Raw genomic sequence first — 12,800 nt, 5'->3', positions numbered from 1 at the left:
TACTGCCAGGATGGACAGATGATCGCGATAACCCGGTACCGGGTGCCAGGCGAGGACGCGGACGGCTTCGCCGAGCGGATGACCGCGGTGCTGACCGCGCTGTCCGCCGCGCCCGGCTTCCGCGCCGGACGGCTCGCCCGGACCGTCGACGACCCCGGCCTGTGGGCCCTCGTCACCGAGTGGGACGGCGCGGGCCACTACCGCCGCGCCCTCGGCGACCACCAGGTCCGGATGCGGTTCATGCCGCTCGCGGTCATGGCCGTGGACGAGCCGGGCGCCTACGAGGTCATCTCCTCCGCCGGTTAGGGGAAACGGCGGGGCAAGAAGCGCCCCGGCCGGTTTCGCGGCCCCGGACCAAGGTCATCTCTGCCGCATCACGATCATGCCGAGGCCCGCCGGGGAAGCCGCCCGCCGAGGGGCCCGCGTCTCGTCGGGGGGAGATGTGATGCGCCATGCCGTTCCGTCCGGGGGCCTCCTGTCCGGGGCCGTGCTGCTCAGCGGGGCCGCGGCCGTCCCTCTCGTCCTCGCCGTCCTCGGCGCGCCCGCCGCGCGGACCGCGCCCGACCGGGCCGCCGCGCTGAGCGACGCCCGCTCCGCGTCCGGGCGGACGGCCGCCGCGCCGCGTGTCGTCCGGTACCGGGGGCTGCGCGTGCCCGTTCCGGCCGGCTGGCAGGTCCATGACCTCGACCGCGACCCGGCCCGGTGCGTCCGCTACGACCGGCACGCCCTCTACCTCGGCCTGCCGGGGCCGCAGCCGGACTGCCCGGCGCGGATCGTCGGCCGGACCGAGGCCGTGCACATCCAGCCCGCCGACCGCGCCGCCGGGGACGGCCGCCTGACCGGCACGGTCGTCCACGCCCGCCAGCTCGCCACGCTGACGCTCGCGCGGTCGGTCGACCACGAGGCGCGGCTCGCCCTGCCCGAGGCCGGGGTCACGATCACCGGCGTGTACGGGACGGACCCCGCCGCGCTCCAGCGGCTCCTGCGCGGCACCCGGGTGACGGGGAGCGACCGTCCCGCCGGTCCGTCCCCGGCGCCGCCGCCCGACGTCCGCCGCGAGCGCACGCCCGGAGCCGGAAGCGCACCGACGCTCGACCGCCCCTGGACGAAGGGCAAGGGCTTCGACACGTGCTCGGCCCCGTCCCTCCCGGCCATGAAGGCGTGGCGGCGGGCGTTCAAGGTCACCAACATCTACATCGGCGGAGCGGCGCGCGGTTGCGCGCAGCCCAACCTCACGAGCTCGTGGCTGAGCGCGGTCCGCTCGATGGGCTACCGCGTGACCCCCACCTACGTCGGGCTCCAGGCGCCGTGCGGCACCCGTCCGCAGCGCTTCACCGCGAGGAACGCCGCCGTCGAGGGGCGGAGTGCCGCCGTGGACGCCGCCCGCAGGGCGCGGGACCTCGGCATCCCCGAGGGCGCGCCGATCTACTACGACATGGAGGCGTACAAGCACGGGCGGCCCGCCTGCCGGGCGGCCGTCCTCCGCTTCGTGGACAACTGGGTCCGGCGGCTGCGGGCCGAGGGCTACGTGCCGTGCCTGTACGGCAGCGTCAAGTCGGCGATCCGGGACGTGAGCCGCGCGACCGGGATCCGCCGCCCGGCCGCCGTCTGGTTCGCGAACTGGGACGGCAACCCCAGCGTGTACGGCGACCCGTTCATGCCGGGCGATCTGTGGCGCCCGCACCGCCGCGTCAAGCAGTACCGGGGCGGCCACCGGGAGAGGCACGGCGGGGTGAGCCTGAACATCGACAGCGACATGGTCGACGGCCGCGTCCACTAGCGGGGCCACCAGACTCGCGCGTGCTCTAAGCTGGGGATGCCCGCGGCCGCAGGTGGAAGACCGCGCCGGGGGATCACTGGGATCGCACTCGCCGCCGCCCGCCGCCGCCGCGGGACCGGGGCGCACTCAATGTCCCGCCGACCGCCAGCCGGATGGAGAATACTCATGGCACGCCGTTCCGATGTGCTGGACACGATCGTCAACCTCGCCAAGCGGCGGGGCCTGGTCTACCCGTCGAGCGAGATCTACGGCGGGCTCCGCGCCTCCTGGGACTACGGGCCGCTCGGCGTCGAGCTGAAGAACAACGTCAAGCGCCAGTGGTGGAAGTCCATGGTGCAGGGCCGCGACGACGTCGTCGGCCTCGACTCGTGCGTCATCCTGGCGCGCGAGGTCTGGGAGGCCAGCGGCCACGTCCAGGCGTTCGTCGACCCGCTCACCGAGTGCCAGTCCTGCCACAAGCGCTTCCGGGCCGACCACCTGGAGGAGGCGTACGAGGAGAAGCACGGCCGCCCGCCCGCGAACGGCCTCGCCGACATCTCCTGCCCGAACTGCGGCGTCAAGGGCTCGTTCACCGAGCCGAAGATGTTCAACGGGCTGCTGAAGACCTACCTCGGCCCCGTCGAGGACGAGTCCGGCCTCGCCTACCTGCGTCCCGAGACGGCGCAGGGCATCTTCATCAACTACAAGAACGTCGAGCAGTCCGCGCGGCGCAAGGTGCCGTTCGGCATCGGCCAGATCGGCAAGTCGTTCCGCAACGAGATCACGCCCGGCAACTTCATCTTCCGGACCCGCGAGTTCGAGCAGATGGAGATGGAGTTCTTCGTCAAGCCCGGCACCGACGAGGAATGGCACCAGTACTGGATCGACGAGCGCATGCAGTGGTACGTCGACCTCGGCATCCGCAAGGAGAACCTGCGGCTCTACGAGCACCCGGCCGAGAAGCTGTCGCACTACTCCAAGCGCACCGTCGACGTGGAGTACAGGTTCGACTTCGTCGGCGGCGAGTGGGGCGAGCTGGAGGGCATCGCCAACCGCACCGACTACGACCTGTCGACGCACTCCAAGGCGTCCGGCGCCGACCTGTCGTTCTTCGACCAGGAGGCGGGGGAGCGGTTCGTCCCGTACGTGATCGAGCCCGCGGCGGGCGTCGACCGCTGCACGCTCACGTTCATGATGGACGCCTACGCCGAGGACGAGGCGCCGAACGCCAAGGGCAAGATGGAGAAGCGCATCGTCATGCGGCTCGACCGGCGGCTCGCCCCGGTCAAGGTCGCGGTGCTGCCGCTGTCGCGCAACGCCGACCTGTCGCCGAAGGCCCGCGACCTCGCCGCGCAGCTCCGCAAGAGCTGGAACGTCGACTTCGACGACGCGGGCGCGATCGGCCGCCGCTACCGCCGCCAGGACGAGATCGGCACCCCGTTCTGCGTCACCGTCGACTTCGACACGCTGGAGGACGACGCGGTCACCGTCCGGGAGCGCGACTCGATGACGCAGGAGCGCATCTCGATCGCCCAGGTCGAGGCGTTCCTCGCCGCGCAGCTCCTCGGCTGCTGACCCGCCGACGTGCCGTGACGGGCCGTCCCCGCTCGGGGACGGCCCGTCCGCGCGTCCGATGCCGGCACGGGGCGCTGCTCGCGCGCGGGCGCGGCGGCCTCCGCCGGGGCGGAACCTGGGCTAGGTTGGCTGGAGCGGACCGGCCGGAAACGGAGCCGTCCGCCGCCGTCCGGTGACGGCGCCACCGCACGACGAGGGACCTGGGAGGGCGGGGATGCGCGAGCCGCGTCGTCCTGCCTCGGCCCTCGCCCGGCTGCTGATCCTGGCGCTGGGCCTCGTCGGCGTCGTGGCCGGTCCCGCCGGGGCCGCGACCCACGGCGGGAACGCCTCCACCGGGCTCGTCAGCGCCGTCCGGGCCGGGACGGCGCAGCAGGCCCCGGCCCGGACGCGGACCTCTACCAAGCACCGGCCCTCCCACCGCGCGTCCGCGCACGCGGGGCGGCTCGTCCATGGGACGCAGCCCGTCCCAGCGGCGCGGCTCGTCCAGGCGGCGCAGGCCGGGCAGCTCGTCTTCGCCGCGCATTCCGTCCACGCGGCGCTGCCCGCGGTGGGCGTCGACGTCCGGCCGCCGTCCGGGCGCGTGTCCCGGGCCGACGCGGTCCCCAGCTCGCCGGACGTCCGCCCGGCGGGCGCCCCGCGCGGCCGCGCACCCCCCTCCCTCCCACGGATCTGAGACCTAGTCAGCGGCGCCGCACCGTTCAGGGGTGCGCCGCCGAAGTCCCGTGTGGAGGTTCCCTTGACTCGCGCCAACGTGGTGCGGGCGGTACTGGCGTTCGCCGTGCTCGCCACATCGTTCTACTTCGCTTGGTCCAAACCCGCCCGCCTTGGCCTCGACCTCCGCGGCGGGACGCAGATCGTCCTCGAAACCCAGGACTCGCCGACCGTGAAGGCCGACCGCAAGTCCACCGACCGCGCCCGGGAGGTGCTCCAGCGGCGGGTCGACGCGCTCGGCGTCGCCGAGTCGTCGATCACCCGGTCCGGCGACCGGCGGCTGATCGTCGAGCTGCCCGACGTCCAGGACCCGGCCCAGGCCGCCGCGACGCTCGGCAGGATCGCGCAGCTCACCGCGCATCCCGTGCTGCCCAACACGGGCAAGCCCGCGCAGGGGCAGCGGCTCATCCCGGACGAGTCCGGGCAGCAGATCCTCATCGGCCCCGCCGCGCTGACCGGGGCGGGCGTCGGCTCGGCGAGCGCCGTCTACGACCCGCAGAACATCGGCGGCTGGGCCGTCAACGTCGACTTCAAGGGCGGCGGCGGCAAGACCTGGGAGAGGCTCACGGCCAAGGCGGCGTGCGCGGCCGGTGACGAGCGGCGCATCGCGATCGTCCTGGACGGCAAGGTCATCTCGTCCCCGCAGGTCACCGGGAGCGTGCCGTGCGGCGTCGGGATCACCGGCGGCTCCACCCAGATCACCGGGAGCTTCGGCGCGGACGAGGCGAAGGACCTCGCGGCGCTGATCGAGGGCGGCTCGCTGCCCGTCCCGGTGAAGGTCATCGAGCAGCGGGTGATCGGCCCGACGCTCGGCGACGAGGCGATCGACGCCAGCGCCCGCGCCGCCGTCATCGGCATCATCCTGACCGGCCTGTTCATCGTGGCCGTCTACCGGATCGTCGGCCTGCTCGCCACCGTCGCGCTCGCCGGGTACGCGCTGATCTCCTACGCCGCGCTCGTCGCCGTCGGCGCGACGCTCACCCTGCCGGGACTCGCCGGGTTCGTCCTCGCGATCGGCATGGCCATCGACGCGAACGTCCTCGCCTTCGAACGCGCGAGAGAGGAACGGGCGGCGGCCCCGGGACGCGGGGCGCGCGCGGCGCTCGCCGTCGGGTTCGACAAGGCGTGGTCGGCGATCGCCGACAGCGCCGTCACCACGCTGCTGGCGGGCGGCCTGCTGTTCTTCCTCGCGTCCGGGCCGGTGAAGGGGTTCGGCGTCACGCTGACGATCGGCGTGCTGGCGTCCCTCGTGTCCGCGATGCTGCTCAGCCGCGTGCTCACCGACGCCGCCGCCGCGCGCTTCCCCAAGCTGACCAGGGGCCGGGCGGGCGGCCTCGCCGGGGCGGGGCGGATCCGGCGGTGGCTGGAGGAGAGCGGCCCCGACCTGATGAAGCGCGGCCGCCTCTGGCTCGGGATCTCCGGGCTCGCCGTCGTCATCGCCGTGACCGGGATCTTCAGCCGCGGGCTGAACTTCGGCGTCGAGTTCACCGGCGGACGGCTCGTGGAGTACTCCACCAGCCGCCACGTGGACATCGACGCCGCCCGCGCCGCCGTGTCCGACGCCGGGTTCCCGCGCGCCGTCGTCCAGACGTCCGGGAAGGACGACATCTCCGTCCGGACGTCCGACCTGACCAACGAGCAGGAGAAGCGCATCCAGGACGCGCTGGCGAAGGAGGGCGGCGGGGCGGCCAAGCAGCGCGACGAGCTGATCGGGCCGAGCCTCGGCGATGAGCTGCGCAAGAAAGCGCTCATCGCGCTAGGCGTCGCGCTGCTCGTCCAGCTCGCCTACCTGACGATCAGGTTCCGCTGGACGTTCGCGACCGGCTCGGTCCTCGCCATGTTCCACGACATCGCGATCGTCACCGGCGTGTTCGCCTGGCTCGGGAAACCGATCGACGGCGTCTTCCTCGCCGCGCTCCTCACGATCATCGGGTACTCGGTGAACGACTCGGTCGTCGTGTTCGACCGCGTCCGGGAGCTGTGGGGCGCCGAGCCGAAGGGACGGTTCGCGGCGATCGCGAACCGGGGCGTGCTGCAGACCGTCCCGCGGACGATCAACACCGGGATGGGCGCGCTGTTCATCCTCGCGGCGCTCGCCGTCCTCGGCGGGGACTCGCTGCGCGACTTCGCGATCGCCCTGCTGATCGGCATCGTCGTCGGGACGTACTCCAGCGTGTTCACCGCGACGCCGATCGCGGTCGCCCTGGAGCGGTACGCGAAGGCGCCGCCGCCGCAGCGCAAGGGCGGGCCGTCGCGGCGTCCGGCGCGGCGCTCGGCGAACGACTCCGGCGCGGTCGTCTGACCTCGGCCGGTGGCCCCCGGCGGGTGCCGGGGGCCACCGGTCAGTGCCGCAGGAGCGACTTCTTCAGGGGCTTCTTGTCGGCCTCTCCGAGGCAGACCGCGGTGCGGACCCCGGCCTCCCACTCGTTCGCGACCGGGTACGCGAAGCGCACCAGCTGCGGATGCTCGCGGACGTCGAAGCCGTCCCACCAGCGCGCGGTGCAGCCCGCCTTGACCTTCCGCTGGAGCGCCTTCTCCCCGGCGTACGGGCCGGAGGGCAGCTTGTAGACGGCGTACACCTGCGACCAGTGCGCCTCGTCGCAGGGCAGGACGCTCTGGACGATGGAACCCTCCGACCAGGCGGCGAGGCAGTCGCCGCGGCGCAGCTCCCGCCAGAGCCTCTTGTGCGGATCGATGGTCTCGGCGAGCGGCACGGTGAGCTTCACCGGGCCGATGTAGCGCAGGATGCAGAGCGTCCGGCGGTCCCCGGCGTCCCAGCCCGGCTTGTTCGGCGGGATGGCATACGCCTCCAGGTGCTCGGCGTACCGGCTCTTCCTCAACCGGGCGGTCTTGTAGTCGCACGCGTCGCTCGCCCGCTCCAGGACCTCCCCGTCGCCGGGCCACGGGTCGCGGGGGAGCCGCAGCTCGGCGACGGCCTCGCCCTCGTGCGGCCGCGAGCAGGGCAGGGCCGTGATGGGGGACCTGCTGGAGACGCCCTCCAGCCCGGTGAAGCAGTCGCCGACGCGGAGCATCCCGGGCAGGAGCCTGTCCTTGCCCGTGACGTGCCCGGCCTCGTCGCGGTCCGCGGTGAGCAGCGACGTCGCGACGACCACGACCGCGATGACCGCGACCCAGGCGGCGGCCGCGACGAGGCCCACCACGGCGAGCCCCCTGCCCCGCTCGCCGCGGCGCCCGGTCTGGACGAACGCGGCGACGGCGAACCCGATCGCGAACAGCACGAGCCCGAACAGCCCGCAGAACAGCGCCACGATCGCGAACGGGTTCGTCCGCCGCCGGGGCCCGGCCCCCGGAAGCGGCGGACCGCCGGGCAGCGGCCCGGGGCCGTGGGGCGCCGCGCCCGGAAGCGCCGGGCCGCCTGGCGGGAGGGCGGACTCCACCGGCGGCTCGCCGGGCATGGCCCAGGCCGGACCGGGCACGGGCTCGTCGGCGTCGTCGTCAATGGGCGGTGGCGTCGTCACGGCAGAAAGCTAGCCAGCGCACCCGGCGGAAGATCCGTTTCCGATGGCCCGTCGCCAACTCGTGATCGATTAGAAATCATAGGTGGATACTCCTGTACTTTAGAGTGAACCACATCACCTCCGCGGCGCGGGCCGTCCCGTCGTCTGGCGCGGCGCCCGGTGAACGGCCCCGGCGCGGTGGTGCGACCCGTCCGGCGGCCTCCCGAGGGCGGGGGCCGCCGGAGGGCGGTGAGGGCCCGGCGTGGCCGCGGGCGGGTTGGGCGGCGGCCATCCGTGTGCGTCCGGTCCGTCGTCGCCCGCGGCGGGTGGTGTGATCACGGCCGGAACGGTAGCCGGGACGAACCGGTCGGAACGGGTGTTCTGACAGCAGTTGTCAGGTTGTGATCATCCGGACCGCCGGCCGCCGTCAGGCCAGCGGGGAGTGGGGCTCGTCGTTCTCGGCCCTGATCACCTGCATGACCGCGTTGATCAGGGCCAGGTGGGTGAACGCCTGCGGGAAGTTGCCGAGGTGCCGTCCGGTGTGCGGGTCGATCTCCTCGGCGTAGAGCTGGAGGGGGCTCGCGTAGGACAGCAGCTTCTCGCACAGCGCCCGCGCCCGCTCCAGCTCGCCGATCATGACCAGTGCGCTGACCAGCCAGAACGAGCAGATCGTGAAGGTGCCCTCGTCGGAGTCGAAGCCGTCGTCGGTCTCGGCGGCGCGGTAGCGCAGGACGAGGTCGTCCTCCGACAGTTCGTCGGCGATGGCGAGGACGGTCTCCCGCACCCGCTTGTCGTCCGCCGGGAGGAAGCCGAGCAGCGGGATCAGCAGCGCGGACGCGTCCAGCGCCGAGGCGCCGTAGTGGGCGGTGAAGACGCCGCGCTCGTCCAGCGCGTGCGCGAGCACGTCGGCGTGGATCTCGTCGGCGGCGGCCTGCCAGCGGCGGGCCCGGTCGCGGTCGCCGCGGATGCGGGCGAGCCGGGCGCCGCGCTCGGCCGCCACCCAGCAGAACACCTTGGACGAGGTGAAGTGCCGCGGCTCCCCGCGCACCTCCCACATGCCGCGGTCGGGGGCGCGCCAGTTGGCGAGCGCGTCCTCCACCTGCTTGATGATGATCTTCCAGAGCCGGTCGTCCAGCCGGTCGCGCTTGCGCACGAACAGGTAGATCGAGCCGATGATCGCGCCCCACACGTCGTGCTGGGCCTGCTTGTACGCCTCGTTGCCGATCCGGACCGGACGGGCGTCGTCGTACCCGGCGAGGTGGTCGAGCGTCGACTCGGGGAGCTCTTCGCGGCCGTCCAGCCCGTACATGATCTGGAGCCGCCCCTCGGCGGCCTCGGCGACGTCGGTGATGAAGTAGAAGAAGTCGTTGGCCTCCCAGTCGTAGCCGAGGGTGTAGAAGGCCCAGAGCGCCATGGTCGAGTCGCGGATCCAGGTGTAGCGGTAGTCCCAGTTGCGGTCGCCGCCGGGCGACTCGGGCAGGGACGTCGTCGCCGCCGCGGCCACCGCACCGGACGGCCCGAACGTCAGCCCCTTCAGCGTCAGCGCGCTGCGCTGCAGGTGGCTGCGCCATGGGTGGTCGGGGAACCGGCCACGGTCGAGCCAGTGCTGCCAGTGGTGGACGGTCCAGGTCAGCCGTTCGCGCGCGTCCTCCCAGGACGACGGCGCCGCGTGCTCGCTCCACGACAGCGCCACGAACCGGGACTCGCCCTGCTTCAGCAGCGTCCGGGCCGTGGCGAGCGACCCCTCGAACCCGACGTTCATGTCGGTGGTGAGGCGCAGCCCGAGGCCGTCGCCGCGCGCCACGGCCTCGTGGTAGCCCGCCCCGGCATGCTCCCAGCGGGCCGGGATCCGCCCGTAGTCGAACACCGGCATGCAGTCGAGCCTGACCTGGACCTGGCCGTTCACGCATTCCACCATCCGCAGCAGGACGTGGTCGGCGTCGTAGTCGGTCGGGGCCCTGCGGTGCGTATGGGAACGTTCCGTTTCGTGGTGCCACGGGCCCATCAGCAGGGCGTCGGTCACCACGAGCCAGCCGCCGTGCACCCACCAGGTGGTCTCCATGACCATGGTGCCGGGGACGTACCGCTGCGCGGCGGGCACCTCCACGCCCGCCGGGCCGACCCGGAAGTACCCGGCGTCGCGGTCCAGGATCGACCCGAAGACGCTGGGCGAGTCCATCTTCGGCAGGCACATCCACTCGATGTTGCCGCTCGGCGCGACCAGCGCGGTCGTCTCGCAGTCCGACAGGAATCCGAAATCGGCGATCGGGGCGAACGGGTCTCCCGCCCGGCCGCCGGCGACCTTCGGCCTCACAGCCTCACCTCCGTGATCCATCATTCCCGCTCGCGCCGAGTGGGTACGCCTCCGTGTCCGGGTTGATCCCTGTTGGTCCGAATTGGAATAGACCACTATGCCCGGTCTGACCTGGTAAAACGCCGTCCCGGCGACCGGGCGCCGAACAATGCGCGACTTCGCGGGTACAGTCCCCGCAAACAGGGCGGAAGGAGCTCTCCGTGCCGAAGTTCGTGTACGACTTCACTGAGGGAAACAAGGACCTCAAGGACCTGCTGGGCGGCAAAGGCGCCAACCTGGCCGAGATGACCAACCTCGGGCTGCCCGTCCCCCCCGGGTTCACGATCACCGCGGAGGCGTGCCGACACTACCTCGCCCACGGGACCCTGCCCGCCGGGCTCGCCGACGAGGTGAACACCCACCTCGCCGCGCTGGAGTCGGCGATGGGCAAGAGGCTCGGCCAGAGCGACGACCCGCTCCTGGTCAGCGTCCGGTCCGGGGCCAAGTTCAGCATGCCGGGGATGATGGAGACCGTCCTCAACGTGGGGCTGAACGACGAGTCCGTGCACGGCCTCGCCGCGCAGGCGGGGGACGAGCGCTTCGCGTGGGACTCCTACCGCCGCCTGATCCAGATGTTCGGCAAGACCGTCCTGGACGTCGACGGCGACCTGTTCGAGGACGCGATCGAGGACGTCAAGCGCGCCCGGGGCACCGACAGCGACGGCGACCTCACCGCCGACGACTTCAAGGAGCTCGTCGGACGGTTCAAGGCGATCGTCAAGGAGCAGGCCGGGCGGTCGTTCCCCACCGACCCGCGCGAGCAGATGGACCTCGCCGTCGAGGCGGTGTTCAACTCCTGGAACGCCCCCCGCGCGATCCTGTACCGGCGGCAGGAGCGCATCCCGGTCGACCTCGGCACCGCCGTGAACATCTGCTCGATGGTCTTCGGCAACATGGGCCTCGACTCCGGGACGGGCGTCGCCTTCACCCGCGACCCGGCGTCCGGCCAGCAGGGCATCTACGGCGACTACCTGCAGAACGCGCAGGGCGAGGACGTGGTCGCGGGCATCCGCAACACCGTCCCCCTGACCGAGTTGGAGCGGATCGACAAGGCGTCCTACGACCGGCTCCTCGAGATCATGGAGACGCTGGAGAACCACTACCGCGACATGTGCGACATCGAGTTCACGATCGAGCGCGGCAAGCTGTGGATGCTCCAGACCCGGGTCGGCAAGCGGACGGCGGCGGCGGCCTTCCGCATCGCCTGCCAGCTCTTCGACCAGGGCCTCATCGACATGGACGAGGCCGCCCGCCGCGTCACCGGCGACCAGCTCGCCCAGCTCATGTTCCCGCGCTTCGCGAGCAAGGTCGACGGGGTGACGAAGCTCACCAAGGGCATGAACGCGTCGCCGGGCGCGGCCGTCGGCAAGGCCGTGTTCACCTCGCCCCGCGCCGTCGAGCTGGCCGAGCGGGGGGAGGACGTGATCCTCGTCCGCCGCGAGACCAACCCCGACGACCTCGCCGGGATGGTGGCCGCGAAGGGCGTGCTGACCTCCCGGGGCGGGAAGACCTCGCACGCCGCCGTCGTCGCCCGGGGCATGGGCAAGACCTGCGTGTGCGGCGCCGAGGAGCTCGACGTCGACGTCAAGGACGGGTACTTCACCGCGCCCGGCGGGGTCACCGTCCGGGAGGGCGACGTGATCTCCATCGACGGGTCGTCCGGCGACGTCTACCTGGGCGAGGTGCCCGTCGAGGACTCGCCCGTCGTCCGGTACTTCGAGGGCGAGCGGTCCGAGGGGGACGGCGACGACCTCGTCAGCGCCGTCCACCGCGTGATGGAGCACGCCGACGCGCGGGCCAGGCTGCACGTCCGCGCGAACTGCGACACCCCCGAGGACGCCGCCCGCGCCCGCCGGTTCGGCGCCGCCGGGATCGGGCTGTGCCGCACCGAGCACATGTTCCTCGGCGACCGGCGGCAGCTCGTCGAGCAGCTCATCCTCGCCGAGGACGACGAGGGCCGGAAGGCCGCGCTGGACGCCCTCGAACCCCTCCAGAAGCAGGACTTCGAGGGCATCTTCGAGGCGATGGACGGCCTCCCGGTCACCATCCGGCTGATCGACCCGCCCCTGCACGAGTTCCTCCCCGACATCACCGAGCTGTCGGTCAAGGTCGCGCTCGCCGGGGACGCCGCGGACGCCAAGGACCGCAAGCTGCTCGAAGCGGTCACCCGCCTGCACGAGCAGAACCCCATGCTCGGCCTGCGCGGCGTCCGGCTCGGGCTGGTCATCCCCGGGCTCTTCGGCATGCAGGTCCGGGCCATCGCCGAGGCCGCGGCGGCGCGCCGCCGGGCGGGCGGCGACCCGCGCCCGGAGATCATGATCCCGCTGGTCGGCGCGGTGCAGGAGCTGGAGGCCGTCCGGGACGAGGCCCGCGGCATCCTCGCCGAGGTCGCGGAGGCGTCCGGCGTCGACGTCCCCGCGCTGATCGGCACGATGATCGAGCTGCCGAGGGCCGCGCTGACCGCCGGGCAGATCGCCGAGGCCGCCGAGTTCTTCTCCTTCGGCACCAACGACCTCACCCAGACGACCTGGGGCTTCTCCCGCGACGACGTCGAGGCCGCGTTCTTCTCCCAGTACCTGGAGCTCGGCATCTTCGGGGTGTCGCCGTTCGAGACGCTCGACCGGGAGGGCGTCGGACGGCTGATCCGCATCGCCGTCGAGGAGGGCCGGCGCGCCCGCCCCGACCTGCACCTCGGCATCTGCGGCGAGCACGGCGGCGACCCCGACTCGGTGCACTTCTGCCACGAGGCCGGGCTGGACTACGTGTCCTGCTCGCCGTTCCGCATCCCCGTCGCGCGGCTGGAGGCCGGGCGCGCGGCGATCGAGGCGGCGGAGGCCGCGTCCGGATCGGGGACGGGAGGCGGCGCCGGAGACGGGGACAGCAGGTGACCATATCCGGAAAAGGCAGCTGACACGCTGAATCACCGAACCCGACGCGCGTGCCG

8 protein-coding genes are annotated in these 12,800 nt (G+C 72.7%); 6 read left to right on the top strand and 2 right to left on the bottom strand.

Features of this window, described 5'->3' with window-relative positions:
* Window positions 1-18: 18 nt before the first annotated feature.
* The 5 genes from FXF68_RS20945 (at window position 19) to secD (ending at window position 6,347) form a co-directional block, all read left to right on the top strand.
* The gene (locus tag FXF68_RS20945; RefSeq protein ID WP_148761739.1) at window positions 19-306 is read left to right on the top strand and encodes an antibiotic biosynthesis monooxygenase family protein; all 288 of its coding nucleotides are present in this window, start codon (window positions 19-21) and stop codon (window positions 304-306) included.
* A 139-nt stretch (window positions 307-445) separates the two neighbouring features.
* On the top strand, window positions 446-1,780 hold the full coding sequence (locus tag FXF68_RS20940; RefSeq protein ID WP_148761737.1) for a glycoside hydrolase domain-containing protein: 1,335 nt from the start codon (window positions 446-448) through the stop codon (window positions 1,778-1,780).
* 165 nt (window positions 1,781-1,945) lie between these two features.
* Window positions 1,946-3,334 carry a glycine--tRNA ligase gene (locus FXF68_RS20935; protein ID WP_148761735.1) on the top strand — a complete coding sequence of 463 codons (1,389 nt, stop codon included), beginning with the start codon at window positions 1,946-1,948 and terminating at the stop codon, window positions 3,332-3,334.
* A 214-nt stretch (window positions 3,335-3,548) separates the two neighbouring features.
* A complete protein-coding gene (locus FXF68_RS20930; protein ID WP_148761733.1) occupies window positions 3,549-4,007 on the top strand; it encodes a hypothetical protein in 459 nt (152 codons plus the stop codon).
* A gap of 63 nt (window positions 4,008-4,070) precedes the next feature.
* Window positions 4,071-6,347 carry a protein translocase subunit SecD gene (gene secD, locus FXF68_RS20925; RefSeq protein WP_148761731.1) on the top strand — a complete coding sequence of 759 codons (2,277 nt, stop codon included), beginning with the start codon at window positions 4,071-4,073 and terminating at the stop codon, window positions 6,345-6,347.
* Window positions 6,348-6,387: 40 nt separating this feature from the next.
* Here secD and FXF68_RS20920 read toward each other — a convergent pair whose 3' ends face one another.
* Window positions 6,388-7,524 carry a septum formation family protein gene (locus FXF68_RS20920; RefSeq protein ID WP_148761729.1) on the bottom strand — a complete coding sequence of 379 codons (1,137 nt, stop codon included), beginning with the start codon at window positions 7,522-7,524 and terminating at the stop codon, window positions 6,388-6,390.
* Between the two features lie 406 nt (window positions 7,525-7,930).
* Window positions 7,931-9,817, bottom strand: a complete 1,887-nt coding sequence (locus tag FXF68_RS20915) for a glycoside hydrolase family 15 protein (RefSeq protein ID WP_246178831.1) — start codon at window positions 9,815-9,817, stop codon at window positions 7,931-7,933.
* A gap of 200 nt (window positions 9,818-10,017) precedes the next feature.
* On the opposite strand from FXF68_RS20915, the gene ppdK reads away from it, so the two are divergent.
* Window positions 10,018-12,744 (top strand): pyruvate, phosphate dikinase, encoded by a 2,727-nt coding sequence (gene ppdK / locus FXF68_RS20910; protein WP_148761727.1) that lies wholly within the window; start codon window positions 10,018-10,020, stop codon window positions 12,742-12,744.
* Window positions 12,745-12,800: the final 56 nt, after the last annotated feature.

Source organism: Actinomadura decatromicini (assembly GCF_008121305.1).
Lineage (GTDB): Bacteria > Actinomycetota > Actinomycetes > Streptosporangiales > Streptosporangiaceae > Spirillospora > Spirillospora syzygii.
This window is presented reverse-complemented; position numbering and strand designations above follow the sequence as displayed.